General features: G+C 63.9%; 22 protein-coding genes. 12 read left to right on the plus strand and 10 right to left on the minus strand.

Annotation, left to right across the window (positions count from 1 at the left end):
- Positions 1–9 precede the first annotated feature (9 nt).
- From NCS67_RS26985 to NCS67_RS27000, 4 genes are all read right to left on the minus strand, one after another.
- Positions 10–1,590 carry an isocitrate lyase gene (locus NCS67_RS26985; protein WP_250437383.1) on the minus strand — a complete coding sequence of 527 codons (1,581 nt, stop codon included), beginning with the start codon at positions 1,588–1,590 and terminating at the stop codon, positions 10–12.
- Positions 1,591–1,860: 270 nt separating this feature from the next.
- Entirely contained in the window at positions 1,861–2,670 is an 810-nt protein-coding gene (locus tag NCS67_RS26990; protein ID WP_008346923.1) for a DeoR/GlpR family DNA-binding transcription regulator, read from the minus strand.
- A gap of 54 nt (positions 2,671–2,724) precedes the next feature.
- A complete protein-coding gene (locus NCS67_RS26995; RefSeq protein WP_033537184.1) occupies positions 2,725–4,074 on the minus strand; it encodes a GntT/GntP/DsdX family permease in 1,350 nt (449 codons plus the stop codon).
- Positions 4,075–4,133: 59 nt separating this feature from the next.
- Entirely contained in the window at positions 4,134–5,513 is a 1,380-nt protein-coding gene (locus NCS67_RS27000; RefSeq protein WP_250437385.1) for a homoserine dehydrogenase, read from the minus strand.
- A gap of 186 nt (positions 5,514–5,699) precedes the next feature.
- Here NCS67_RS27000 and otnK point away from each other — a divergent pair, with 186 nt between their 5' ends.
- Positions 5,700–7,001 carry a 3-oxo-tetronate kinase gene (gene otnK / locus NCS67_RS27005; protein WP_250437387.1) on the plus strand — a complete coding sequence of 434 codons (1,302 nt, stop codon included), beginning with the start codon at positions 5,700–5,702 and terminating at the stop codon, positions 6,999–7,001.
- A complete protein-coding gene (gene otnC / locus NCS67_RS27010) occupies positions 7,001–7,636 on the plus strand; it encodes a 3-oxo-tetronate 4-phosphate decarboxylase (protein WP_008346930.1) in 636 nt (211 codons plus the stop codon). Before otnK ends, otnC begins: the two co-directional genes overlap by 1 nt.
- 132 nt (positions 7,637–7,768) lie before the next feature.
- Here otnC and NCS67_RS27015 read toward each other — a convergent pair whose 3' ends face one another.
- Positions 7,769–8,554 (minus strand): IclR family transcriptional regulator, encoded by a 786-nt coding sequence (locus NCS67_RS27015; protein WP_250437389.1) that lies wholly within the window; start codon positions 8,552–8,554, stop codon positions 7,769–7,771.
- 188 nt (positions 8,555–8,742) lie between these two features.
- On the opposite strand from NCS67_RS27015, the gene NCS67_RS27020 reads away from it, so the two are divergent.
- Both NCS67_RS27020 and NCS67_RS27025 read left to right on the plus strand, forming a co-directional pair.
- Entirely contained in the window at positions 8,743–10,026 is a 1,284-nt protein-coding gene (locus NCS67_RS27020; RefSeq protein WP_250437460.1) for an MFS transporter, read from the plus strand.
- 4 nt (positions 10,027–10,030) lie between these two features.
- Entirely contained in the window at positions 10,031–10,477 is a 447-nt protein-coding gene (locus tag NCS67_RS27025; protein WP_008346936.1) for a type II 3-dehydroquinate dehydratase, read from the plus strand.
- Here the strand turns inward: NCS67_RS27025 and NCS67_RS27030 are convergent.
- Positions 10,468–10,974 carry an NUDIX domain-containing protein gene (locus NCS67_RS27030; RefSeq protein WP_175981487.1) on the minus strand — a complete coding sequence of 169 codons (507 nt, stop codon included), beginning with the start codon at positions 10,972–10,974 and terminating at the stop codon, positions 10,468–10,470. The genes NCS67_RS27025 and NCS67_RS27030 overlap by 10 nt on opposite strands.
- A gap of 56 nt (positions 10,975–11,030) precedes the next feature.
- Positions 11,031–12,578, minus strand: a complete 1,548-nt coding sequence (locus NCS67_RS27035) for a methyl-accepting chemotaxis protein (protein WP_250437390.1) — start codon at positions 12,576–12,578, stop codon at positions 11,031–11,033.
- A gap of 606 nt (positions 12,579–13,184) precedes the next feature.
- Between NCS67_RS27035 and NCS67_RS27040 the strand changes: the two genes are divergently transcribed.
- Positions 13,185–14,072: a PTS sugar transporter subunit IIA gene (locus NCS67_RS27040; RefSeq protein WP_239295252.1), complete on the plus strand. Its 888-nt coding sequence runs from the start codon at positions 13,185–13,187 to the stop codon at positions 14,070–14,072.
- A 14-nt stretch (positions 14,073–14,086) separates the two neighbouring features.
- Here the strand turns inward: NCS67_RS27040 and NCS67_RS27045 are convergent, their stop codons facing one another.
- Complete coding sequence (locus tag NCS67_RS27045; RefSeq protein WP_250437392.1) at positions 14,087–14,545, minus strand: septal ring lytic transglycosylase RlpA family protein; 459 nt, start codon at positions 14,543–14,545, stop codon at positions 14,087–14,089.
- 125 nt (positions 14,546–14,670) lie between these two features.
- Here NCS67_RS27045 and NCS67_RS27050 point away from each other — a divergent pair, with 125 nt between their 5' ends.
- Positions 14,671–15,264 (plus strand): BPSL1445 family SYLF domain-containing lipoprotein, encoded by a 594-nt coding sequence (locus tag NCS67_RS27050; protein ID WP_008346946.1) that lies wholly within the window; start codon positions 14,671–14,673, stop codon positions 15,262–15,264.
- A gap of 6 nt (positions 15,265–15,270) precedes the next feature.
- On the opposite strand, the gene NCS67_RS27055 is transcribed toward NCS67_RS27050, so the two are convergent.
- Positions 15,271–17,307, minus strand: coding sequence for an NADH:flavin oxidoreductase (locus tag NCS67_RS27055; RefSeq protein ID WP_250437394.1), 2,037 nt, complete (start codon positions 17,305–17,307; stop codon positions 15,271–15,273).
- A 122-nt stretch (positions 17,308–17,429) separates the two neighbouring features.
- Here NCS67_RS27055 and NCS67_RS27060 point away from each other — a divergent pair, with 122 nt between their 5' ends.
- Together NCS67_RS27060 and NCS67_RS27065 are read left to right on the plus strand one after the other, a co-directional pair.
- Positions 17,430–18,053 carry a TetR/AcrR family transcriptional regulator gene (locus NCS67_RS27060; protein WP_175981473.1) on the plus strand — a complete coding sequence of 208 codons (624 nt, stop codon included), beginning with the start codon at positions 17,430–17,432 and terminating at the stop codon, positions 18,051–18,053.
- 156 nt (positions 18,054–18,209) lie between these two features.
- The gene (locus NCS67_RS27065; RefSeq protein WP_250437396.1) at positions 18,210–19,193 is read left to right on the plus strand and encodes a phytanoyl-CoA dioxygenase family protein; all 984 of its coding nucleotides are present in this window, start codon (positions 18,210–18,212) and stop codon (positions 19,191–19,193) included.
- 46 nt (positions 19,194–19,239) lie between these two features.
- Here the strand turns inward: NCS67_RS27065 and NCS67_RS27070 are convergent, their stop codons facing one another.
- Positions 19,240–20,130 (minus strand): LysR family transcriptional regulator, encoded by an 891-nt coding sequence (locus NCS67_RS27070; protein WP_008346954.1) that lies wholly within the window; start codon positions 20,128–20,130, stop codon positions 19,240–19,242.
- Positions 20,131–20,227: 97 nt separating this feature from the next.
- Between NCS67_RS27070 and NCS67_RS27075 the strand changes: the two genes are divergently transcribed.
- The 4 genes from NCS67_RS27075 (at position 20,228) to NCS67_RS27090 (ending at position 24,888) form a co-directional block, all read left to right on the plus strand.
- Positions 20,228–21,427 carry a YbfB/YjiJ family MFS transporter gene (locus NCS67_RS27075; RefSeq protein ID WP_250437397.1) on the plus strand — a complete coding sequence of 400 codons (1,200 nt, stop codon included), beginning with the start codon at positions 20,228–20,230 and terminating at the stop codon, positions 21,425–21,427.
- A 74-nt stretch (positions 21,428–21,501) separates the two neighbouring features.
- Positions 21,502–22,374, plus strand: a complete 873-nt coding sequence (locus NCS67_RS27080; protein ID WP_250437399.1) for a GNAT family N-acetyltransferase — start codon at positions 21,502–21,504, stop codon at positions 22,372–22,374.
- 5 nt (positions 22,375–22,379) lie between these two features.
- Positions 22,380–23,306, plus strand: coding sequence for a 2-hydroxyacid dehydrogenase (locus NCS67_RS27085; RefSeq protein WP_250437461.1), 927 nt, complete (start codon positions 22,380–22,382; stop codon positions 23,304–23,306).
- A gap of 172 nt (positions 23,307–23,478) precedes the next feature.
- Positions 23,479–24,888, plus strand: a complete 1,410-nt coding sequence (locus tag NCS67_RS27090; protein ID WP_250437401.1) for an aspartate aminotransferase family protein — start codon at positions 23,479–23,481, stop codon at positions 24,886–24,888.
- Positions 24,889–24,900 lie beyond the last annotated feature (12 nt).

The following is a 24,900-nucleotide window of genomic DNA, read 5'->3' on the forward strand; positions in this document are numbered from 1 at the left end:
CGAGCGCGATCAGAACTGGTTCATCGTGTTGTCTTTCCCCGCCGCCTTCAAAGCCGCTTCGCCGCTGAAATACTCCTTGTGATCGTCGCCGATGTCCGAGCCGGACATGTTCTGGTGCTTCACGCACGCGATGCCCTGACGGATTTCCTTGCGCTGCACGCCCGCCACATAACCCAGCATGCCCTGGTCGCCGAAGTATTCCTTGGCGAGATTGTCGGTCGACAGCGCGGCCGTGTGATACGTCGGCAGCGTGATCAGATGATGGAAGATGCCCGCTTCGCGCGACGCGTCGGCCTGGAAGGTGCGGATCTTTTCATCGGCGAGCTGCGCGAGTTCGGTCTCATCGTATTCCACGCTCATCAACTGGGCGCGGTCGTAGGCCGAAACATCCTTGCCCGCGGCCTTCATCGCGTCGTACGCCTGCTGGCGGAAGTTCAGCGTCCAGTTGAACGACGGGCTGTTGTTGTACACCAGCTTGGCGTTCGGAATGACCTTGCGGATCTCGCTGACCATGCCGCCGATCTGCGCGATATGCGGTTTCTCGGTTTCGATCCACAGCAGGTCGGCGCCGTTCTGCAGCGCGGTGACGCAATCCAGCACGCAGCGCGCCTCGCCCGAGCCGGCACGGAACTGGAACAGGTTGCTCGGCAGGCGCTTGGGACGCAGCAGCTTGCCGTCGCGCTTGATGATGACGTCGCCATTGCCCAGTTCGTCCGCCGTCAGTTCTTCGCAATCGAGGAACGAATTGTATTGATCGCCCAGGTCGCCCGGTGTGCGCGTCACGGCAATCTGCTTGGTGAGGCCCGCGCCGAGCGAATCGGTACGCGCCACGATGATGCCGTCGTCGACACCGAGTTCCAGGAACGCGTAACGGATCGCGCGAATCTTGGCGAGGAAATCCTCGTGCGGCACGGTGACTTTCCCGTCCTGGTGACCGCACTGCTTCTCGTCGGACACCTGATTTTCGATCTGGATGCAGCACGCGCCCGCTTCGATGAACTGCTTGGCAAGCAGATACGTCGCTTCCGCGTTGCCGAAACCCGCGTCGATGTCGGCGATGATCGGCACGACGTGCGTCACGTGGTTGTCGATCTTTTCCTGAATGGCGGCCTTGGCAGCGCCTTCGGCCGCATCGAGCTGACGGAACAGGCCGCCGAGCTCACGCGCGTCGGCCTGGCGCAGGAACGTGTACAACTCGCGGATCAGCGCGCTGACCGAGGTTTTTTCGTGCATCGACTGATCCGGCAGCGGACCGAACTCGGAGCGCAGCGCGGCGACCATCCAGCCGGACAGATAAAGGTAACGGCGCTCGGTGCTGTTGAAGTGCTTCTTGATGGAGATCATCTTCTGCTGGCCGATGAATCCGTGCCAGCAACCGAGCGACTGCGTGTACTTCGACGGGTCGGCGTCGTAGGCGGCCATGTCGGCACGCATGATTTTCGCCGTGTACTTCGCGATGTCGAGGCCCGTCTTGAACTTGTTCTGCGCACGCATGCGCGCGGCATATTCGGGATTGATGGCACTCCACGCGCTGCCGTGATTCTCTTTCAAACCGGCAACTGCCTTGATGTCGTCTTGATACTGGGCCATGTGACTCTCCTAAGAACAAAGCGCGTTAGATGAATAGTCGAAGCGAAACCGCATGACTACATGGTAATGCCCTTTCTTCGCTGGCGAGCCAAGTCTTATATAAGACACAAGACAGTATTTATCGTTTCAAATCAACGAGATGGCCGATCGTTTTTGCGATGCAAAACACGCTTTCAAGCCGCGAAAAGTCAAAGCGCCGCACGCGCGACGCGTGTCCCGCGATGTGAAACGCGCTTTCGAAAAATGGATGCGTGCGGCGAGCCGCCGGGATCACTCGACCGCGGCCAGCGCCAGATCGATTCCCGATTGACGGATGCCCGTTGCGGCAGCCGGGGCGAGGCCATCGTCGGTGATGACCTGATCGAAGCTTTCGAGACTCGCTACCTTGTATAGCCCGACCGTGCCGTATTTCGAACTCGCGACCGTGAGCACGTTGCGCGAGGCGGCTTCCATCGCAGCGAGCTTGACTTCGACTTTCGGCGCGGAAGGCGTGGTCACGCCACGGCGCAAGTCCCACGAACTCGCCGAGATGAACGCGACGTCGAGCACGACCTGGCGCAGCGTCGCCGCCGCGAGCGTGCCGACGCTCGACAGGTTCCGGTGATCGAGCTGTCCGCCGATGTGTATGACGTTCACATGCGTCGCGCTGGCGAGTTCGCGCACGATCTGGAAGTCGTTGGTCACGACCGTCATGTCCGACAGCTCGACGATATGCGGCACGAACGACAGCATGGTCGTGCCGGCATCGAGATAGATCGACATGCCGGAGCGCAGACCTTCTGCGGCGCGGCGCGCGATGGCCTGCTTCTGCGGCTGTTCGACGACCGCCTTCGACTGATGGCTCGGCTCGCTGTTCAGATGACTCGCGATCCGCACGCCACCCGGCACCGTATAGACGAATCCGGCTTCCTCGAGTGCGGCGATATCGCGCCGCACCGTCATGTGCGAACAGTTGAACGATTCCATCAGCTGATGCACCGACAGCACCTTGTCCCGGCGCAACTGGCGCAGCATGGCCTCGCGCCGCTGATCGGGAATCAGCGGGACATCGGATGCATCGGGTTTGGCCTGGCTCGACATGAGAAAACCTTCATTAAGCGCCCCGGCGCGCGGGCTCGCCGGGGGTCGCTTATCTTAGCCGATGAACATGTTGATGAGCAGCACCCCCGCGAGCCCGACCAGCGACTGCACGCACAGCATCAGCGTCCACGTCCGCAGGGTCTGCGAGACCGTCAGCTGGAAATACTCCTTGAAAAGCCAGAAGCCGGAGTCGTTCACATGCGACAGCATCACCGCGCCGGATGCGGTCGCGAGCACCATCAGTTCCGGCGAGACGCCCGGATGCGACATAAGCAGCGGCGCGACGATGCCCGAAGCCGCCACCGTCGCGACCGTCGCCGAGCCGACGCACACGCGCAGCAGCGCGGCGATCACCCATGCCAGCACGAGCGGGCTCACGGCCCAGCTCGCCGTGTGCGTGACGATGATGGTGTCCAGATGGATCGATGTCAGCATCTGCTTGAAGCCGCCGCCCGCGCCGAGAATCAGCAGGATCGCCGAGAGCGGCGCGATGCCCTTGCCGATCATCTTCTGCATGTCCGCGAGCGGGAATCGCGCCTTGATGCCGAGCGCGAAGAACGCGAAGATCACCGCGGCAAGCAGCGACAGGATCGGATCGTTGAGCGACTGGAAGAACACGTATTGCCCGGTGCCCTTCGTGCTGTAGTCCATCCCGACGGTGCCCGCGAGCATCAGTCCGGGCGGAATCAGCAGGCACAGCACGGACAGCGCGAGCGACACGTCGGTGGCGTTCTCCGCATCGGTGCGCGTGCCGCCGGGGCCCTTCGAAAGATCGGGCGCCGGGCCGAAGCTGCGTCGCGCGAACGCGGTGAAGAGCGGACCGGTAATCACCGCCGCCGGAATCGCGATGATGAGACCGTAAAGCAGCGTGAGGCCGGTGTTGGCGTGATACGCGGTCACGGCGAGCGTCGGCGCCGGATGCGGCGGCAGCAGACCGTGCGACACGTAAAGGCCGGCGGCGAGCGGCAAGCCGATATACAGCAGATGGCTGCCGGTGCGCCGCGCGATCGTATAGACGAGCGGCGCGAGCATGATGAAGCTCACGTCGAACAGATGCGGCATGCCGATCAAGAGCGCCGCCGCGCAGACCGTCCACGGCGCGAGCCACAACGGCCGCTTGCCGACGAACGCATTCGCGATGCGGTCCGCGCCGCCCGTGCCGATCATGATGCCGCCCAGCACCGCGCCCAGACCCACGACCGGCCCGGTGCGCGCCAGCGCGCCGCCGAAGCCCTTCGTGAAGCTGTCGATCGCGTGCTCCGGCGTCACGCCCGCCGCGAGCCCGAGTCCGAGCGCGACCAGCGTCAGCGCGATGAACGGACTCAGCCTGTATCGCGCGATCAAAACGATCAGCACGACAATCGCGATCACGGCCATCGTGATCGTCCCGAATTCTCCCCGCATGGTGTCCCCTTCCTGATTCAGTGTTCGAATGATTTCGTCGTTATCGGAACGTGCGGCGCTCAGGCGCAGCCCGTCGTCCATGCGCTCAACAGCGCTTCGTCGGGGTTGTATAGATCGGCGATCGTGATGAGTTCGCCCGCCTTCACATCGCGTGCGAGCGTCGTGTGAGCCGCGAGATACAGCGGCGCGACATCGGCGGGGGCGTTCCTGCGATCGAGCAGTACGGCCTGCACGCCGGTCACGTCGTGATGATGGCCGCCCATGTGCAGCACCGTGCCCGCGGCGATATCCACGTTCGCGCGGCCCGCCAGCACGACGCATTGCGCCGGCTTCGCCGCGCCCGACGGACGCCCGTGCAGCACCGCGTCGAGCAGCGTGATCGGCGTCTCGACGCCCATGAAGTGATACGGCAGATACAGGCACGCGTAGCGGCCGTTGCGGCTCACGACGTGGCCCTTTTGCGCGAGCAGTTCCCACGTCGGCGCATCGAAGGTACGCACGACGACGAACACGCCGCCCGCGAAGCTCGCCTCGTCGGGACGGCGCAGCATGTTGAACACGTCGATGACGCCCGAGCGCGACAGCACGCCGCCGTCTTCGCGCAGCGCGTAGATGTCGGCAAGTTCGGTCGTGCGCGCGACCGGGTAATGCAGCAGTTCGACGTCGGACACGAGGTTCGTGTTCGTCGCGACGACGCTCATCTCGCAGTAATCCGCCGTCGCCGATGTCTTGCGGCCGCGCAGCGCTTCGCGGCGCGCGGCGAGCGTCGCGGGAATGTCGTCGCCGAGCGACATGAGGCCGGCGAGTTCCGGCGCTTCGAACGTCTGATCGAGCTGTGTGACCTTGCCGGTCGCATCGTCGAACACGAGGTCGTATTCGCTCGACTTGCCCGCCGCGACGACATCGAGCCCCAGCACGCGCGCCCACGTCACCCAGCCGATCAGGTTCGACGGCTGATCGCCGTCCGCCGTCGTGTAGACGACGCCCTGGCGCTGGGCGAGCCGCGCGAGCGACACGCCCGCGACCGAATCGACTTCCTTGCTCACCATCGCGACGTGGCGCTTCGCGATGAGCGCCGCGACCGCCACGCGATAGCCCACCGACGGATTGCCGGTCGCTTCGACGAGGATGTCGTACTGCGCCGAGGGGATCAGCGCGACGTCGGCGACGAGCGCGATCTTGCCGGCGTCGAGCGCGGCGACGCTCGCGGCATCGGCGCATTCGACGAGCGCGGCTTCATCGAAACCCAGCTCGATGCACATCGCGCGCAACCCGGCGACGTCGAGATCGCACAGGACCGCCGGAAAGAGGCGCGCCATCAGCCGCGTCTGCGCGAGCAGCGTGCGGGCGAAACCGCCCTTCGCGCCGGTCAGCGCGTAACGCACCGGCTGGCCCGCGTGCGCCGACGAAGCCGGGGAAAACAGAAGTTCGAAGTTCATCTTGGGATCCGCGCAAAAAAGCGTTGCCGACGCACGTTAGCCGGCGAACGGGGTGACAGGTCGCGGACACAGCCCGCGCCCAATGGAGCAGACGTTAACGCTCTTTATCATTACAGTCAATTTTTTTAACATCGATTAACACGGAATGTTCACTGCGCCGTACAATCGGCCGCCGGAGGGAACACCATGCAAACAAGCCATCGCCGTCCCGTTCTGGGATGCATCGCCGACGATTTCACCGGCGCCACCGACCTCGCCAGCACGCTGGTGCGCGGCGGCATGCGTACGATCCAGACCATCGGCGTGCCAGCATCCGCCGTGCTCGACGATGTCGACGCGCTCGTCGTCGCGCTCAAATCGCGCACCATCGCTGCGGACGACGCCATCGCGCAGTCGCTCGCCGCGCTCGACTGGCTGCGCGGCCAGGGCTGCCGTCGGTTTTTCTTCAAGTACTGCTCGACCTTCGATTCGACCGATGCGGGCAACATCGGACCGGTTGCCGAGGCGCTGCTCGATGCGCTCGCCGACGGCGGCAAAGGCGACTTCGCGATCGCCTGCCCGGCGTTTCCGGAGAACGGGCGCACCGTGTATCGCGGACATCTGTTCGTCGGCGACGCGCTGCTCAACGAATCCGGCATGGAGAACCATCCGCTCACGCCGATGCGCGATCCCAACCTCGTGCGCGTGCTGCAGCGTCAGTCGAAGTCGACAGTCGGCCTGATCGCGAGCGCGACGGTCGCGGCGGGCGCCGATGCCGTGCGCGACGCGATCGCGAAGCTGCGCGCCGACGGCGTGCGCCTCGCCATCGCCGATGCGCTCACCGATGCCGACCTGCGCACGCTCGGCGAAGCGTGCGCGGAGTTGCCGCTCGTCACGGGCGGCTCGGGCGTCGCCATCGGATTGCCGGAAAATTTCCGCCGCGCGGGACTGATCGAGCCGAACGACAAGGCCGCCGATCTTCCGGCCGTCAGCGGCCCGGCGCTCGTTCTGGCAGGCAGCGCGTCGAAGGCAACCAACGCGCAGGTCGCGGAATGGCTCGAGACGCGCCCCGCGTGCCGCATCGATCCGCGTGCGCTCGCGCGTGGCGAAGCCGTCGTCGAGGCAGCGCTCGCTTTCATCGATACGCACGCGACGCAGCCGGTGCTGGTCTATGCGACCGCCGCGCCCGACGAAGTGAGCGAAGTGCAACGCGAGCTGGGCGTCGCGGCGGCGGGCAAGCTCGTCGAGGATGCGCTCGCCGCCATCGCCCGCGAGGCGAAGGCGCGCGGCGTGCGCAAGTTCGTGGTGGCGGGCGGCGAGACCTCGGGCGCGGTGGTGCAGGCGCTCGGCGTCGACATGCTGCAGATCGGACCGCCGATCGATCCGGGCGTGCCCGTCACGGTCGCGCTCGGCGAGACGCCGCTCGTGCTCGCGCTCAAGTCGGGCAACTTCGGCGCACGCGATTTCTTCGCGAAGGCCCTGCGCTATGCCGAAGGAGAACGTTCGTGATGACCGACGCGAAATTGCGCGAGGAAATCTGCGCGGTCGGCGCGAGCCTCTATGCGCGCGGCTATACCGTGGGCAGCGCGGGCAATATCAGCGCGCGCTGCGACGATGGCTGGCTCATCACGCCGACCGACGCCTGTCTCGGGCGGCTCGATCCGGCGGACATCGCGAAGGTCGATGCGCAAGGCCGGCATGTGTCGGGCGCGCGGCCATCGAAGACGCTGGAACTGCATCGCCGAATCTACGAAAACAACGCCGACACGCGCGGCATCGTGCATACGCATTCCACTTCGCTCGTCGCGCTGACGCTCGCGGGCGTATGGAGCGATGAAGACGTGCTGCCGCCCATCACGCCGTACTACGTGATGAAGGTCGGGCATGTGCCGCTCGTGCGATACCGGCGTCCGGGCGACCCGCAGGTGGCCGCGGAAATCGCGCGGCGTGCGTCGTCCGTGCGGGCCGTATTGCTCGAACGGCTCGGGCCGGTAGTGTGGGAACGCAGCGTCTCGCACGCTTCGTATGCGCTCGAGGAACTCGAAGAAACCGCGCGTCTGTGGCTCATGACGACGCCGCGTCCCGCTCCGCTGGATCAGTCCGCCATCGCTGACTTGTGCGCGGCTTTTGGCGTGCGCTGGTAGCGGCGCAGCAAGCGAACCGGTGAGATGTGCGTTCGATCGTCGACAGAACGCCGTCGCGATCAGAACTTGTGCACCAGGCCGATCCCGATGCCGCGCGAGTCGCTGCCGGGCGCGACCGAAAGGGCCGAACGCTCATCCCTTGCCGAGCGGCGGCCGGCTCGGAAATCCCGCGAGATTGCTCAACTGGGCCAGCTCATTGGAAGCTTCGAGTAGCAGGACCGAATACTCGTGAATCTTCTCGGCGGTCAGCCGCACGCGCGGACCGGCCAGGCTGATCACGCCGACGCAGCGCGAGCCGCTGACCACAGGCACGGCCACCGCCGACATGCGCGGCGCAAACACCTCGTCGATCATCGCGTAGCCACGCACGCGCGCCGCGTGCAGGAAACCGAGTAGCGCCTTGAGCGTCGTCGGCGCATTGGGTCCGAACTCGTTCGGCTGCCCGAAGCCCTGCTTCAGCACGAGCGCGGCCGCGCGTTCGTCGGACATCGTCATGAGCCATGCGTGTCCGGTCGATGTGCACGAAAGCTGCGCTGCCTGGCCCATGTCGGGATCGTAGCGAAAGCCGGTGCGTTGCCCGTCCGCCTTCCCTACCCAGATGATCGCTTCACCGTCCACCAGCGACAGACGCGCCAGTTCGCCGGTCCGCGCGGCGACGCGTTCGATGATCGGCTGGGCGATATCCGCGATGCCCGTGAGACTCAGGAATTCCAGCCCGTTCGATGTCATCCGCATGGTCAGGATGTAGCGGCCCTGATCGGCCATCTGCCTGACATAGCCGCCTTCGACGAGCTCGACGAGCACGCGGTGGCATGTGCTGCGCGGCAAGCCGAGCGCATCGGCGATGGCCAAAAGGCCCGCGCCTTCGCCTTGCGACGCGAGAAAGTCGAGGACACGCAGACCGTTTTTCAGCGACATCGTTTGGCTATTTTCGTGATATGAAACGCAGTTCCGGTGCGGAACGCCTCGCTTTGGCAGCGCAAACAATAGCATCTGTTCGTCACCAGAAACGAACGTTTGAAGATACCGAAAATTCAGGAGACGTCATGTCAGTCATCGCTGACCCAAACATTGCCGCGAGCGAACGATCCGCACAGGCTCACTTGATGGCGCGTCGCGCGGTGGCGGGCGCAACCGTCGGTACGGCGCTGGAATGGTTCGACTTCGCGTTGTACGGCGTGGTCGCGGCCACGATCTTTCCCAAGCTGTTCTTCCCGTCCCTCGACCCGACCGCCTCACTGCTCGCATCGCTCGCGAGCTTCTGGGCCGGGCTTGCCGCGCGGCCCCTCGGCGCGGTGATCTGCGGCATGCTCGGCGATCGCTGGGGACGCCGCAACCTCATGCTGATAACGGTCTCGGTGATGGGCGCGTCGTCGTTCCTGATGGGACTGCTGCCCACTTATCAGCAAGTCGGCATCCTCGCGCCCACGTTGCTGGTCTCGTTGCGCATCGTTCAGGGTTTCGCGCTCGGCGGGGAATCGACGGGCGCGCAATTGATGGCCGTCGAACACGCATCCGCTTCGAAGCGCGGGCTGTATTCGGGCCTGCTCGGCATTTGCTCGCCGCTCAGCCAGATACTCGCCAATCTCGCGCTCTTCACGTTGTCCGCCTTGCTGCCGGCCGATGACTTCGAATCGTTCGGATGGAGAATCCCGTTCCTCGCGAGTTTCGTGCTCGTGCTGCTCGGCATCTATATCCGCATGAAGGTCAGCGAGACGCCGGCATTCGAGGCGCTCAGGAAGAAAGGCGAAGGCGCGCGCGCCGCGAATCCCCTCGGCGTCGTATTCAAGTTCCACTGGCGCACCGCGCTGCGCCTCACGCTGTTCTTCTGCGGCCCGGCTGCGCTGTTCTATCTGATCGTGGTGTTCTCGCTCAGCTATCTGACGAAGAACCTCGGCGTGCCCAAACAGACCGGCTTCATGCTGCTGATGGTCGCCAATGTCTGCGCCATCGTGGGCGCTCTGGCGGGCGGCTATCTGAGCGACCGGATCGGACGCAAGCGCGCGCTGATGATCGGCTCGTTCTGCACGCTGATCTGCTGCCTGATCTACTTTCCGATCCTCAATCAGCACTCCATCGCCATGACGATGGCCGTGATGGGCGCCTTCCTCGGCTTCACACAGTTCCAGAGCGGCATTCAGCCGGTGTGGTTCGCAGAATCGTTTCCGACCGAAGCGCGCTACACGGGCTCCGCGCTGTCCTACTCCGGCGCCAATCTGCTCACCGGCGGACCGATGCCGATCGTCGCGGTCGCGCTGCTCAATGCCTTTCACGGTTCACCGTGGGCCATCGTCGCTGTCTGCGGCTCGCTGAACCTGCTTTCCTTCCTCATGATCGCGACGTCGCGGGAAACCAAAGACACGTCCCTCGAACGCAGCGCTACCCACTGACACCATGGCTCGCAAACTCTACATTCTCAACGGCTCCAATCTGAACATGCTCGGCGCACGGGAGCCGCACATCTACGGGCATACGACGCTAAAGGACATCGAACAGAACTGTCTCGCGCTCGGCGAGACGCTCAAGTTCGACTGCGTATTCCGTCAGACCAACAGCGAAAGTCAACTGATCGACTGGATTCAGGAGGCGTTCTTGCAGGACGCCGCGCTGATCATCAACCCGGCAGGTTTTTCGTTCGGGCGGATTCCGGTGCTCGACGCGGTCAAGCTGATTCGCCGGCCGGTGGTGGAAGTGCACATCACGAACATTCATCGGCGCTCAGAGGAATATCGCCATTCGACGATCTCGGTGGCCGCCACCGCGGTCATCTGCGGAGCCGGCGCGAACGGCTACTTGCTCGCGATCCGCGCGGTCGACGACCTCTGGGGCGATCAAAGCTGAGTCTCGCAATACGCGGCCGCTGCGTCCGTCAACGCAAGGCCGCGCAATTCTTCCGGCGACGCCCAATGCACGGCGATGATCTCGCGATTATCGAGCCGCAATTCGGGCATCGCATCGAGATGCAGCTCGAAGAAATGCACGGTGTCGCGCCGCCCGTCCCATATGCCGCACGCGCTGCCCGCAGGGCGTAGCGGATGCGACGTGAGGCCGATCTCTTCTTCGAGTTCGCGCAGCGCCGCGGCATGAGGCGTCTCGCCCGGGTCGATACTTCCGCCGGGCAAGTTCCATTCGAGCCGATACGACGGCTTCACCAGGAGGAGCATCGATCCGACGTAGATCGCCACGAGCGCGCCTTCGTGCTCAGGCTGTCGAAGGCTCCACCACGCGCGCGCGAGCCGGAACGCGACGCGAAGCATCACGCGCCAGACAGAGTCGATCAGCGTGGCCGGCCGCGCCTGGTCGTGATTGCGCGTGGGGGCTCGCTCCTTTCGTTGCATCGTCAGAGAGTCTTTCCGTTTCGTTGCGTTCATGCGGCACAGTTTATCGCGCGTGCTCATGCAGCCTGAACCGCGTCACCGCGCAATCTGAACACCGCCACCGCGTCACGCAGCGACGCGGACTGTTCCGCCAGCGCGTGCGCGGCCGCGGACGCCTGCTCGACCAGCGCGGCATTCTGCTGCGTGACTTCGTCCATTTGCGTCACGGCCAGATTGACTTGCTCGATGCCGCTGCGCTGCTCTTCCGACGCCGCCGAAATCTCGCCGACGACGCCCGACACGCGTTGCACCGAACCGACGATATCGGCGATGATCGCGCCCGCATCGCGCACCAGCGCCGCGCCGGTTTCGACGCGCCCCGTCGACTGTTCGATCAGCACCTTGATCTCCTTCGCCGCCGACGCGCTGCGTTGCGCGAGCGAGCGGACTTCGGCCGCGACGACCGCAAAGCCGCGCCCTTCCTCGCCGGCGCGCGCTGCTTCCACGGCCGCGTTCAACGCGAGGATGTTGGTCTGGAACGCGATGGCATCGATGACGGCGATGATCTCGCTCACCTTGCCCGAGCTTTCGGAGATGCCTTGCATGGTCTCGATGACCTGCTCCATCGTGTCGCCACCGGACGCAGCGGTTTGCCATGCGGTTTGCGCGAGCGACGACGCAGCGGCCGCGTGCTCCGCGTTCTGCCGCACGGTCGCCGTGATTTCTTCCATGCTGGCCGCGGTTTCCTGCAGCGATGCGGCCTGTTCCTCGGTACGCGAGGACAGATCGAGATTGCCCGATGCGATCTGCGCGCTCGCGGTCGCGACGCCTTCCGCGTTATGACGCACCTGCCCGACCACCTTCGCGAGACTCGTCTGCATGTGCTTGAGCGCGACGAGCAGTTCCGCGATTTCGTCCTTGCCGCGCGCATCGAACTCGAGCGACAGATCGCCCGTTGCAACAGCCTGCGCGCAGCCCAGCGCACGATTGAGCGGACGCGACACGCTGCGGCTGAACACATATCCGCCGATGAGCGCGAGCGCCAGCACGACGAGCATCAACGCGATGCTCGCGAACGATGCCTGCCGCGCATCGGCGTCGGCTTGCGCGGAGACGCGGGCGCTGTCGGCGGCGATTTTCCTCGCGGCCTGTTCGAGCAGCTCGGCCGGTTCACGGTCGACGCCTGCAACTGCGCTATCCCCGGCAGATGCCTCGAATTCCGCCGACTTGAACGCTTCGAAGCCGCGCCGGTATCCCGTGCCCATCGCGAGGTGCGCGGACGCGAATCGCTCGATCAGATCGCGGCTTTCTCCTGCGGGCAGCGTGCGCTTGAGTTCGTCCGCGAGCTTGTTGACGGTGCGCTCGCGGGTTTCGAAAGCGCTCCAGTACTTCTGCAGCTTCTGCGGATCCTTGCCGCGCAGGAGCGTGTCCTTCCACTCCTGCACCTGCAGCTTGAACGTGACGAGCATCTCCGAAACCATGCGCTCGCTGGCGACGTTGGCCGCGACTTCGGTGCGGTACGCGTCGATGGAGCCGTTGAGCGCGAAAATGCCATAGAGGGCGCCGGCGAACATCAAAACGAGCGCGGCGGCGAATGCGAGGGGAATCTTGAGACTGAGTTTCATCGGGAAAGTGTGGATAGACGCTGCGAGCGCTTTGGGACGCGGATCGCTGGTTTATCGGCAACCCCGGCGGGAACTGGAGGGCGGCGAGCCCGAAAAACGCCATGAGCCGCCCGTTTGGGATCAGTTACGGACGGCCATTCCATCGACGAACCGGGCTATTCTGAAATGGCGCTTTGGCCCCCGCCTCGGCGCGCTCGCAACGCATGGCCCGCCCTCTCTCACGGCGGGCTTTTTCTCGTATCGGTGACAGATTGAGCAAAGAATTGACGGTAATCGACCGCCATATTCAAGACTGCAAGGGGATGATCGCCCGGCAGCAGACGCGCCTCGCAAAGCAAAGGCAACTCGGACGCGAAGATCAGTCTTCCGCGTATCTTCTACGCTGCCTGCAACATAACCTGCATGCACTGATCGGCGCGCGCGTCGCGTTTTGCTCTTCCGACGTGCGCGATTTGTCCCTTCCGTCCCTCTGATCACGATGCAAAGCGCCGTGAGCGCTTCATACGAGTCTCGCTCTCCACACGCCTGAGCATTTTTACGTCGTCTTCATGTGCGCGGGTTTATGCTGAAGTGCTTGCTTCGCCACGCGTCCATAAAGGAGTCGACATGGTCAGCGCGCTGTCAGCCTTCATCGCGCGATTGGGCTTCGCGAGAACCGCGCCGGGCCGCGTCGCGCCATTCGGCGAGAGCCGTCATGTGATGGTTCACGTAACCATCGACGCAAAACATGCCACGCCGCTGCGCCGCTCGCTCGTGCGCGACTGCGTGGGCGAACCGTGGACGATACGCGTCACGCCACTGCACGAACGCGATCGCGTCCGGCTCACGCTGATCCTGCCGCGAACGGCCCTCCACGGCGCGATCGATCGTCTGTCCGACGTCGCGCCATCGGCAAAAGTAAGCGGCTTGCTCGAAGTTCCGGACACGCCTTCCGATGCCTGGCGCAACCTCATGGAACGCAGCGTTTCGATCGGCGGTGATTCGGCGGCGCATATCGTCAAGCCGCGCGACGAACCGACTTCGCTATCCGGCCTGCTGACGCCGGAGCACATATTGCTCGGCGCGGATATCGCGAATCGGGACGCGCTTTTCAGCACGATCGGGCGCTTCGTCGACCATCGATATGGATTCGCGGCGGATCAAGTCACGTCATGCCTCGCGGCCCGCGAGGCGCTCGGTTCGACCGCGCTTGGCGAAGGCGTTGCCGTCCCGCACGGACAACTCGAAGAAGTGAATCAGGCGATGGCGCTGTATATCCGCCCCGCAGCGCCGATTCCCTACGCCGCGCCCGATGGAAAGCCGGTGACGGATGTGATCGCCCTCTTCGTTCCCGAGCGCGTGAGCATGACGCATCTGCATTTGCTCGGTGAAGTCGCGGAGCACTTTTGCGATCATCGGTTCCGCGAGCAACTTCATTTCTGCCGCAATGCGACTGCGGTATGCAGGCTTTTCGCGGATTTCCCCGTCAGCGGACCCGCGCGAAGCGCGACGTAATTTATTTCGCCATCCTACTTTGTTTTCGCCTGCGGAACTTCGATCGGCTTTACTTCGACGGGTGCGGTGCCATCCTTTTTGATCCCGAGCTTGTCCGCCGTCTTCGGCGATACATCGACGATCCGGTTCTTCGCATAAGGACCGCGGTCCTTGATCTCGACGACATCGCTGTTGCCGTTCTCGAGATTCGTGACGCGCGCCTTGGTGCCGAGCGGAAGGGTCTTGCTCGCGGCCGCGTTGGACTGCGGATCCATGTGTGTGCCATCGGCCATTTTTTTCTTGTAGAACTTGCGGCCGTAGTACGAAGCCTCGCCCTTGCGCGGCTTGCCTGAGCGATCGATCCCGCCTGCATGCGCGGCCTTCGCCTTGGCGTGATGACGATGATGATTCGGCGATGCCGTCTCGTGCGCCGCATAAGCGCTGCTCAAACACGTCGACATCAACACATATACGAATGCCCGAAGCCGCTTCATGTTCTTATCCTCTCGAATCCGATGTCCCGACTTTGCATCGGCGTAGCAGACTTCAAACCGTTTCCCTCTGCGCAATACGCTTGTATAGTGCGAGAGCCCACGATACTGTCGATGAGAGGAACCGTATGAATCAGAAGAACAAGAGGCGTCTTTTGCTCACCGGCGGCATGGCGGCGGCGGCGCTGTGCATTGCCGGATGCACGACCACGGGTCCGTCGTCCGGCGAAACCGCAGCCGGCACGGCCGATCGCGATCGCGCCATCGACGCCGCCGTCGATGCGACGCTGCAACGGTTATATGTTTCCGTGAACGGCTCGCGCGAACTCGTGAGCAAAGCGCGCGGCGTGCTCGTTTTTCCTCGCGTGATCGCGGCGGGCTTCTGGTTCGGCGCGCAATATGGCGAAGGCGCATTGCGTATCGATGGCCGCACCGACGGCTACTACAGCACGGCGGGCGGCTCGTTCGGCTTGCAGATTGGCGCGCAATCGAAAGCGATCATCTATGTGTTCCTGACCGACGATGCGCTCGCGCAATTCCGTCGGCGCGACGGCTGGGCGGCCGGCACCGATGCGACCGTCGCGGTCGCCAGGCTCGGCGCGAACGGCCAGCTCGATACGACCACGGCCACCAATCCCGTCGAGGTCTTCGTGCTGACGAATGCCGGTCTCATGGCCGGTGTGTCGCTCGAAGGCACGAAGGTCAGCCGGCTGAGTCCGTAACCGCGCTCACAGATCCTTCACCAGACGAAGTGCGTCATAGATCGCGGCGTGCGTGTTGCGCGCCGATACCGCATCGCCGATTCTGAAAAGCTGGAACTGTCCTTCGGGATTCGTCTCTCCGCTCTGCGGCCTGCCGTCGATGAGTTCGTCGTAATTCACCGCGCCGCGGTTTTTCGATAGCGGCTTGAGCTCGAAGTAAAGCTCGTCCATCGGAATCGTGCCGTGATTGACGACGATCTGATCGTGACGCTGCTCCTTCGTCACGCCGCCGTAATCGCTGCCGATGGTCGCCACCAGTTCACCGCCCTCGCGACGCACCGATTCCAGCCGGAACGTCACCGTGAAGGTGGTCGCGAGCTTTTGCAGCGAGCGCATGTAGGGCACGAGATTCATGCTCATGACTTCGGGCGAGAACGAGCGGTCGGGCGTCATCACTTCCACCTTGCCGCCCGCCTGCGCGATCGTTTCGGCAGCCTGAAGCGCGGCGTGATCGCCGGCATCGTCGAAGATGAGCACGTTCGCGCCGGGCTTCACGTCGCCGGAAATGATGTCCCACGACGAGACCACATGCTCGTTGCCTTCGCTGCAAACCTCCGTGTGCGGCATGCCGCCGGTCGCGACGATCACTACATCGGGTTGCGCCGCGAGCACCGTTTCCTTATCCGCCCACGTATTGAACTTGAACCGCACGCCGAGCTTTTCGCACTGCGCCATGCGCCAGTCGATGATGCCCATCATCTCCTTGCGGCGGACGTTCTGCGCGGTGAGACGAATCTGGCCGCCGGGATCGTTCATCGCTTCGAGCACGACGACGTCATGCCCGCGCTCGCCCGCGACGCGCGCCGCTTCGAGTCCCGCCGGCCCCGCGCCGACGATGACGATCCTGCGCTTCGTCGCGGCCGGCGCGATGGTGTGCGGCATCTCGAGTTCGCGGCCCGTCGCGGCATTGTGGATGCACAGCGCCATGCCGCCCTGATAGATGCGATCGAGACAATAGTTCGCGCCCACGCACGGACGGATGTCGTCCTCCCTGCGCTCGATGATCTTGCGCACGATATGCGGATCGGTCATGTGCGCGCGCGTCATGCCGACCATGTCGAGCTTGCCGGCTTCGATCGCATAGCGCGCCGTGGCGACGTCCTGAATGCGCCCGGCATGAAACGTCGGAAAGTCCGTCGCCCGCCTGATCTCGCCCGCGAACTCCAGATGCGGCGCGCTCTTCATGCCCATGATCGGGATTACGTCGGTCAGGGCGGCATCCGTTTCCAGATGCCCGCGAATGACGTTGAGAAAATCGACGAGACCGCTGTTCTTGAGGCGCATCGAAATCTCGATGCCCTCTTCCTTCGTGATGCCGCCCGCGAGCATTTCATCGGCCGTATAGCGAAGGCCGACGAGAAAGCGCTCCCCGACGCGCTCGCGAATCGCGCGCAACACATCGAATGTGAAGCGCATGCGGTTATCGAGCGAACCGCCATATGGACCTTCGAGCGTATTCGTCAGAGGCGACCAGAACTGGTCCATCAAATGACCATACGATTCGATCTCCATCCCGTCGAGCCCGGCTGCTTTCATGCGCTCGGCGGCATCCGCGAAATCGCGCACGATGCGTTCGATGTCCCAGTCTTCCAGCTTCTTCGGGAAGGTCCTGTGCGCAGGCTCGCGGCAATGCGAAGGCGACACCGCGGGCAGCCAGTCGCCCGTGTCCCAGCGCGTGCGCCGGCCCAGATGCGTCAGCTGGATCATCACCTTCGCGCCGTGCTCGTGACATTCGTCGACGAGATCCTTCATCCACGGCACCACTTCGTCCTTGTACGCGAGGATGTTGTTGAAGACCGGCGGACTGTCCTTCGAAACCGCTGCGGAGCCGGCTGTCATCGTCAACGCGATTCCCGCTTTCGCCCTTTCGACGTGATACGCCCGATAACGCTCCTTCGGCATCCCGTCGTCGGCGTAAGCCGGTTCATGCGAGGTCGTCATGATCCGGTTTCGAAACGTGAGATGTTTCAGCGTATAGGGCTGCAGCAGCGGATCCGTGGACATGAGCGCCTCTTCGAAGCAAGTGGGAACGAACGCCGGTTGTGAATCAAGCGTAGAAGCTCTGTACACATGTGTCAAGTAGAGAGACAATGGTGTACAGCGGAACGCATACAGGAAAAAACGAAATGGATCAGACCCTCGACGCGGTGCGCGGCTCCGCCGACATGTGGCTGGACGCGGCGTACGAAGGGCTTCTCGAAGGAGGCGTGGATGCGGTCCGCATACTTCCGCTCGCAAAGAAGCTGAATCTTTCGCGCACGAGTTTTTACTGGTTCTTCAAGGACCGCGAGGAACTGCTTGCCGCGTTGCTCGGCCGATGGAAGCAGAAGAACACCGGCCACTGGATCGAACGAACCGAGGCATACGCGGACAGCGTGTGCGAAGCGATGCTCAACGTCTTCGACTGCTGGTTCGACGATTCGCTCTTCGACTCGCGCTTCGAAGCCGCGATGCGCAGTTGGTCGCAGCAATCGCAGGAGATCGCGGAGCAGATGGCGCAGGACGATGCGCAACGCATCGCGGCATTGACGGCGCTGTTCGTGCGCTTCGACTATGAACCGCGCGCCGCCGACGTCCGCGCGCGCGTCGCGTATTACACGCAGGCCGGCTATGTGTCGATGAAGCTCCACGAAGACATGGCGGTGCGCATGTCGCGCATTCCGGAATACGTCGAAGTTTTCACCGGCGTGCGGCCGCAGCAACACGAGCTTCAGCGCTTTTACTCGCGGCGCAACTTCGAGTTCGAGTGAGCGGCCGCTTATTGCCGCTTATTGCAGCTTATTGCCGCCTGAGGCCAATCCCTTGGCGGAATCGGTCAGGTGCGACGTGAGTCCGATCGCCCGGCATAGGCTTGTGCGGAACATTCAGTCCGCGTGCAGCCGGTCTATTCCGCCTTTGGGGCCATCATGTACAAAATCCTCAGTCCGATTGGAACCGAGATAGAAATTCCGGAAACGGTCGAAGAAAATTCGGCCACGTTCGACCTGACCGACCTCGCTGGCGCAAAGCAATACTACGAGGAAAACGGCTATGTGGTCGTGCGCCGCGTCGTGGACGGGGCCGCGTGCGATTCGATCCGCAATGCATTCGATAAAACGGTCAAGCAGTACCCCGGATACATCTACCGGCAGGCCACTGCGAATCCGGAAAAAAACCGGATCAACGAATACGGCTTCGTGATGAATCCGCTGCTCAACCTTCAGTCGCTCGGCGACGTAGCGTTCGCGCCGCTCAAGAATCTCGCGGTGAAGGCGTTCGCGAGCACGCCTGTCAAAGCCATTACACGCGAGATTTTTTCGGAAGAAGGCAAGCTCGTGCAGAGCATGTATTTCGAAGGCAACGCGGAGACGTGGCCGCATCAGGACACGTATTACCTCGATAGCGAACTGATCGGCACGATGGTCGGATGCTGGTACGCGCTCGAAGATATCGACGCGGGAGCCGGGCGTTTCTTCGTCGTGCCGCAAAGTCATCGCATCGACATGGTGAAGAACGGAAAAAACTTCGACGTCGCGTTCAATCACGGCCAGTACAAGGAACTGGTCAAGAAGATCCTCTCCGAACAACGGCTCGAATTTCGCGTGCCATTCCTGCAAAAGGGCGACGTGCTTCTATGGAATTCGAAAACGATTCACGGCAGTCTGCGCACGACGCGTCCGCAATTTTCGCGCAGCTCTCTGACGTCGCATTTCATTCCGGTTTCTCACCGCTTCCTGCAGTTCCAGTCGAAGATCAAGCCGCTGAATCTGCGCGAGTTCAACGGCATGGCGTTCAATTGCCCGAAGGACATGGAGCGGTTATCGAGCCGCGTCGTGCTGGGCATCGAAACGACCTTTCCCAAGACATTCCAGATGGCAAAGAAACTGGCCATCAAGGCGCTCGTGAAATGAGATTCGCTCGAGTCATTCGATAGCGAGCGGATGCCAGACGACATCGTCACGCCGCCTTTGCGTCATCGGGACGTTCCGCCAGAAGCTCGCGCATCGCGTTGAGCGCGGCCGAAAAATGCCCTTTGCGCCAGACGAGCAAGGTGTCGATGCGACCGAATTCGCCCATCGGATGCAGATCCACTTCGTCATCCAGACGCGCGAGTTCGAGCACCGAGCGCGGCGCCACCGCGACGCCCGCACCGGCCGCCACGCACGCGACGATCGCGTGATACGAACCCAGTTCCAGCACCCGCGCGGGACGGATGCCCTGCTGCTCGTACCAGCGCGTCGCGTATGAGCGATACGCGCAGCCACGCTCGAACGCGATGAGCGTGAGGCCGGCGCTCGCCTGCGCCATCGTCGACGGATGCTGCCCGCGCGGCGTGACGAGCGTCAGTTCCTCCTCGAACACTGGCACGGACTCGAATTGCTCGGCGGGCAGCGTGTCGGGCTCGATCGGCCGCGCCATCACCGCCGCGTCGACTTCGAACGCACGCACGCTGTCGATGAGCGCGCGCGTCACGCCCGTCGTCAGTTCGAGCGTGACCTGCGGCCAGCGCTGGTGATACGCGGCCAGCACGCGCGGCAGACGGCTCGCGGCGGTGCTCTCCATCGTCCCGAGCCGCAGCCGCCCCTGCGGACGATTCTCGCTGACCGCATGACGCGCCTCCTCCGCGAGCGCGAGCAGACGTTCGGCATACGGCAGCAGGGTTTCGCCGGCGGGCGTCAGCACGAGACGGCGGCCATCGCGGATGAAGAGATCGGTGCCGAGCGTCTCCTCCAGTTGACGGATGCGCGTCGTCACGTTCGACTGCACGCGATTGAGCTTCGCGGCCGCGCGCGTCACGCCGTTTTCGCGCACGACGGCCCTGAAAATGTTCAATGCAGACAAATCCATGATCTTTTCCGAAGATTGATCTCATCTCGATTATTCATTTTTCAAGATGGATCGGTCAAGCTACGATGGGGTTTATCCCTTCTTCGCCGACCGACTCATGGCCTCGCACGCTCACGCTTCGCCGCTGCCCGCGCATCACGCCCGAAACGCCGCGCTCGCGTGCGCCGTCGTGCTGGCGGTGGCGCTCGGCGTCGGCCGGTTCGCCTTCACGCCGCTCCTCCCGCTGATGCTCAACAGCGGCGCGCTCGATATCCGGCACGGCGGCTGGCTCGCATCGGCCAATTACGCCGGCTATCTGATCGGCGCGTTGTCGTGCGCGGCGATCCGCATCGATCACGCGCGCATGGTGCGTCTCGCGCTCGCGTGGACCATCGCGCTGACGCTCGCGATGGGCATCATCCATCTCTTCTGGATGTGGGCCGCGATACGTTTCGCGGCGGGCGTCGTCAGCGCGTGGGCCTTCGTGTTCGCGTCGCAATGGGGATTGCGCCGGCTCGCGGAACTCGATGCGCACGGTCTCGCCGGCGTCATCTACGCGGGGCCGGGCGTGGGCATCGTCGCGACCGGTTTGCTCGGCGCGGCCGCCGCGGCGCTCGGCGTGCCCGCGCCATCGGTATGGATCGGATTCGCGCTCTGCTCGGCGGTGGCGGGCGTGTTCGTGTGGCAGGCGTTCGCGCATCGGGCGCCGGTCGCGCGCAGCCCGGCGCATGCCGCCAAAAGCGTGGCGAACGCATCGGCGCGCGTCGATTCGATCGGGCTCGTCGGCCTTTACGGTCTCGCGGGATTCGGCTACATCATCACCGCGACGTTTCTGCCCGTCATCGCGCGACAGGCCTTGCCGGGCTCGCCGTGGCCCGATCTCTTCTGGCCTGCCTTCGGACTGGCGCTGATCGCCGGCGCGCTGGTCGCCGCGCGGCTGCCGCTGTCGTGGGACAACCGGCTGCTTTGCGCTGCGTGCTATCTGATTCAGGCGCTCGGCATCTTGCTCGGCATCGTGTTTCCGAGCGCGCTCGGCTTCGGCATCGGCAGTCTGCTGCTGGGCTTGCCGTTCACCGCCATCACCCTGTTCGCGATGCGCGAAGCGCGCCGTCTGCGTGGCGAAGCCGCAGCCGGATTGATGGGACACGCGACCGCCTCATACGGGCTCGGTCAGATCGCGGGACCGCTCGTCGCCGCACCGATCGCCGCGCACACCGGATCGTTTTCCATCGCGCTGTGGATCGCGGTCGCGGCGCTCGGATTCGGCGCGGCCGGATTGACGTGGCTCGGAATGCGCAACAAGGCAAGCGCCGCGTAAGCAACAGGATCGTCCTATCCGCGCGCGCGGGCCGCGTGTCACAGTGGCGGGCATCCTCTGACGTGGAGCATGCCGTGTCCGCTGCCGAAACATCCACTCTGCTGTATCGCCCTTTCACCGCCGATGACATCGCCGCCGCTCACGCGCTTTCGGTCGAAGTCAAATGGCCGCATCGCGCCGACGACTGGCGCTTCGTGCTCGACGCCGGCGCGGGCTTCATCGCGCAGGAAGGCGAGCGTGTCGTCGGCACCGCGCTGTGCTGGAAGTACGGCGACGATGGCGGATCGCTCGGCATGGTGATCGTCGCGCCGGACTGCCAGGGCAAAGGCATCGGCCGCAAGCTGATGGAACTGCTGCTCGAAGCGCTCGGCAAGCGCATCACCGTGCTGCACGCGACGCCCGCAGGCGAGCCGCTTTACGCGAAGCTCGGGTTCGCGCGCATCGGTGCGATTCATCAGCATCAATCCGCCGATTTCGCCGTGCCGCGCATCGATCTCGCGCAAGGCGAGCGCCTGCGTGCAATCGATCCGCGCGATACGAATGCACTCGTCGCGCTTGCATCGCGCGCAAGCGGACTCGATCGAAGCGCGCTCCTGCCTGCGCTGCTGAAAGTTGCCGACGGCATCGTGCTCGAACGCGACGGCGAAGTGCTGGGCTTCGCGCTGATCCGCGAATTCGGGCGCGGCCATGCAATCGGTCCGGTGGTTTCCGTCACCGCCGACGCGCAGCACGCGCGCCGCGCGCAAGCGCTCATCGCCCATTGGCTCGCGCATGACGAAGGCAAGTTCACGCGCATCGACACGCCCGATGAAAGCGGCTTGTCGGCGTGGCTCGAAAGCATCGGCATGAAGCGCGTCGATACCGTCATCAAGATGGCGCGCAATGGCACGCCGCCGCATGACGCATCGGTAGCGCAGTTTGCGATCATCAACCAGGCGCTGGGTTGAACACGATGACGATCCTCTATAAAGCCGATCCCGAACGCGGCAAGCAATGGGCCACGCACTTCGCGCTGAAAGCGCCCGACGTGCCGTTTCGCGTATGGCCCGATATCGGCGATGCCAATGCCGTGCGCTATCTCGCCGCGTGGCAGCCGCCCGCGGATGTCATGCAGACATTCCCCAATCTCGACGTGATCTTCTCGGTCGGCGCGGGCATCGATCAGTTCGACCTGTCCGGCGTGCCGCCGCATGTCGCGGTCGTGCGGATGACGGAGCCGGGCATCGTCGAAGGCATGGTCGAGTATGTGACGCAAGCCGTGCTCACGATTCATCGCGATCTTTTCGATTACGCCGCGCAGCAACGCGAGCGCGTGTGGCGCGAGATGCCGGTGCGCGCGGCTTCGACGCGGCGCGTCGGCGTGCTCGGTCTCGGCATGCTCGGCACCGCCGTGCTGAACACGCTGCGTGCGTTCGGCTTCGATTGCGCGGGCTGGAGCCGTTCGCCGCATGAGATCGAAGGCGTCGAATGTCATGCGGGCGCGGCATCGCTCGATGCGTTTCTCGCGCGCACCGATATCCTCGTGTGCCTGCTGCCGCTCACGGATGCGACGCGCGGGCTTATCGGCAAACGCGTGTTCGAGACCTTGCCGAAGGGCGCATCGTTCATCAATGTCGGACGCGGTCCGCATGTGATCCAGCAGGATCTGCTCGATGCGCTCGATAGCGGGCATCTGAACGCCGCGATTCTCGACGTCACCGATCCCGAGCCCTTGCCGCGCGAGCATCCTTTCTGGACGCACCCGCGTGTGCGTCTCACGCCGCATATCGCGAGCGCCACGCGGCCCGAAACCGCCGTCGAAATGGTGTTGGAGAACTTGCGCCGTCATCGCGCGGGCGAGCGCATGATCGGCGAAATCGACCGCACGCGCGGCTATTGAATCGTCGGGCAAAGACCGCGAAGGCCGCAGCAGAAAATGCTGCGCGCCCCCCGCAAAACGCTGCGGATTCGCTTTTTGGCGATTTTTTTGGCGATGCACGCGATGCGGCTCTGCCGATAGTATGAAACGGTCAAGAGCCATTCCGCCCCCTTCGCGAAGAGAGAGCCGCATCATGTCGATCAAGTCGCTTGTCGAGTCCGACCGTAAGCATCTGATTCATCCAGTCGTCAGTTATCGCGCGCATGAAGCGCGCGGCGTCACCGTGCTCGATTCCGCCGATGGCGTGTTCCTGCGCGACATCGAAGGCCGCGAACTGCTCGATGCGTTCTCCGGCCTGTGGTGCGTGAACACGGGTTATGGACACGCGAGCATCGTCGAGGCCGCCGCGAAGCAGATGGCGAAACTGCCCTACGCCACGGGCTATTTTCATTTCGGCTCGGAGCCTGCCATCGAACTCGCCGCGAAGCTCGTCGAGCTCGCGCCTGCTTCGCTGCAACATGTGTACTTCACGCTCGGCGGCTCCGATGCCGTCGATTCCGCGCTGCGCTTCATCACGCACTACTACAACGCGACGGGCCGTCCGTCGAAGAAGCATTTCATCGCGCTGCAACGCGGCTATCACGGATCGTCGTCGATCGGCGCGGGCATGACCGCGTTGCCTGCGTTCCATCGCAACTTCGATTTGCCGCTGCCGACGCAGCATCACATTCTTTCGCCGTACGCGTACCGCAACGATTACGCCGATGACGCCGCGCTCATCGCCGCTTCGGTGCAAGCGCTCGAAGCCAAGGTCGCGGAACTCGGCGCAGACAACGTCGCCGCATTCTTCTGCGAGCCGATTCAAGGCTCGGGCGGCGTGATCGTGCCGCCCAAAGGCTGGCTGAAGGCGATGCGCGAAGCGTGCCGCAAGCTCGATATCCTCTTCGTCGCGGATGAAGTCATCACGGGCTTCGGCCGCACTGGCCCGCTCTTCGCGTGCGAAGGCGAAGGCGTCGAGCCCGATCTGATGACGGTCGCGAAGGGACTCACCGCGGGTTATGCGCCGATGGGCGCGGTCCTCATGTCCGATGCGGTCTACCAGGGCATCGCGGATGGCGGAGATGTGTCGGCGGTCATCGGTCATGGACATACGTATTCGGCGCATCCGGTGAGCGCAGCGATCGGCCTCGAAGTGATGCGGCTGTATCACGAAGGCGGCCTGCTCGCGAATGCGCAGTCGCTGGCGCCGCGTTTCGCGCAAGGGCTCGATGCGTTGCTCGATCATCCGCTCGTCGGCGATTCGCGGCATCGCGGCTTGCTCGGCGCGCTCGAACTCGTCGCCGATAAAAACAGCAAGCGCGGCTTCGATGCATCGCTCAAGCTGCCCGACCGCATTGCCGCCGCAGCTTATGCAAACGGCCTCGTGTTCCGCGCATTCGGCGATAACATTCTCGGCTTCGCGCCCGCGCTTTGTTATACCGAAGCGAACTTCGACATGCTGTTCGAGCGCCTCACGAAGACACTCGACGATGTACTCGCGCAAAGCGACGTGCGCGATGCATTGAAAGGCGCATCGGGCTTTAGTTCGCGCGCGGCTGCGTGATAACATCGACCG

Origin of the sequence: Caballeronia sp. ATUFL_F2_KS9A (assembly GCF_023630765.1) — a bacterium.
In the GTDB taxonomy this organism is placed as follows: domain Bacteria; phylum Pseudomonadota; class Gammaproteobacteria; order Burkholderiales; family Burkholderiaceae; genus Caballeronia; species Caballeronia zhejiangensis.

Bases quoted from the DNA above. Each gene is read 5' to 3' on its own strand.
- NCS67_RS26985 (WP_250437383.1), bottom strand. From the start codon at position 1,590: ATGGCCCAGTATCAAGACGACATCAAGGCAGTTGCCGGTTTGAAAGAG.
- NCS67_RS26990 (WP_008346923.1), bottom strand. From the start codon at position 2,670: ATGTCGAGCCAGGCCAAACCCGATGCATCCGATGTCCCGCTGATTCCC.
- NCS67_RS26995 (WP_033537184.1), bottom strand. From the start codon at position 4,074: ATGCGGGGAGAATTCGGGACGATCACGATGGCCGTGATCGCGATTGTC.
- NCS67_RS27000 (WP_250437385.1), bottom strand. From the start codon at position 5,513: ATGAACTTCGAACTTCTGTTTTCCCCGGCTTCGTCGGCGCACGCGGGC.
- otnK (WP_250437387.1), top strand. From the start codon at position 5,700: ATGCAAACAAGCCATCGCCGTCCCGTTCTGGGATGCATCGCCGACGAT.
- otnC (WP_008346930.1), top strand. From the start codon at position 7,001: ATGACCGACGCGAAATTGCGCGAGGAAATCTGCGCGGTCGGCGCGAGC.
- NCS67_RS27015 (WP_250437389.1), bottom strand. From the start codon at position 8,554: ATGTCGCTGAAAAACGGTCTGCGTGTCCTCGACTTTCTCGCGTCGCAA.
- NCS67_RS27020 (WP_250437460.1), top strand. From the start codon at position 8,743: ATGGCGCGTCGCGCGGTGGCGGGCGCAACCGTCGGTACGGCGCTGGAA.
- NCS67_RS27025 (WP_008346936.1), top strand. From the start codon at position 10,031: ATGGCTCGCAAACTCTACATTCTCAACGGCTCCAATCTGAACATGCTC.
- NCS67_RS27030 (WP_175981487.1), bottom strand. From the start codon at position 10,974: ATGCAACGAAAGGAGCGAGCCCCCACGCGCAATCACGACCAGGCGCGG.
- NCS67_RS27035 (WP_250437390.1), bottom strand. From the start codon at position 12,578: ATGAAACTCAGTCTCAAGATTCCCCTCGCATTCGCCGCCGCGCTCGTT.
- NCS67_RS27040 (WP_239295252.1), top strand. From the start codon at position 13,185: ATGGTCAGCGCGCTGTCAGCCTTCATCGCGCGATTGGGCTTCGCGAGA.
- NCS67_RS27045 (WP_250437392.1), bottom strand. From the start codon at position 14,545: ATGAAGCGGCTTCGGGCATTCGTATATGTGTTGATGTCGACGTGTTTG.
- NCS67_RS27050 (WP_008346946.1), top strand. From the start codon at position 14,671: ATGAATCAGAAGAACAAGAGGCGTCTTTTGCTCACCGGCGGCATGGCG.
- NCS67_RS27055 (WP_250437394.1), bottom strand. From the start codon at position 17,307: ATGTCCACGGATCCGCTGCTGCAGCCCTATACGCTGAAACATCTCACG.
- NCS67_RS27060 (WP_175981473.1), top strand. From the start codon at position 17,430: ATGGATCAGACCCTCGACGCGGTGCGCGGCTCCGCCGACATGTGGCTG.
- NCS67_RS27065 (WP_250437396.1), top strand. From the start codon at position 18,210: ATGTACAAAATCCTCAGTCCGATTGGAACCGAGATAGAAATTCCGGAA.
- NCS67_RS27070 (WP_008346954.1), bottom strand. From the start codon at position 20,130: ATGGATTTGTCTGCATTGAACATTTTCAGGGCCGTCGTGCGCGAAAAC.
- NCS67_RS27075 (WP_250437397.1), top strand. From the start codon at position 20,228: ATGGCCTCGCACGCTCACGCTTCGCCGCTGCCCGCGCATCACGCCCGA.
- NCS67_RS27085 (WP_250437461.1), top strand. From the start codon at position 22,380: ATGACGATCCTCTATAAAGCCGATCCCGAACGCGGCAAGCAATGGGCC.
- NCS67_RS27090 (WP_250437401.1), top strand. From the start codon at position 23,479: ATGTCGATCAAGTCGCTTGTCGAGTCCGACCGTAAGCATCTGATTCAT.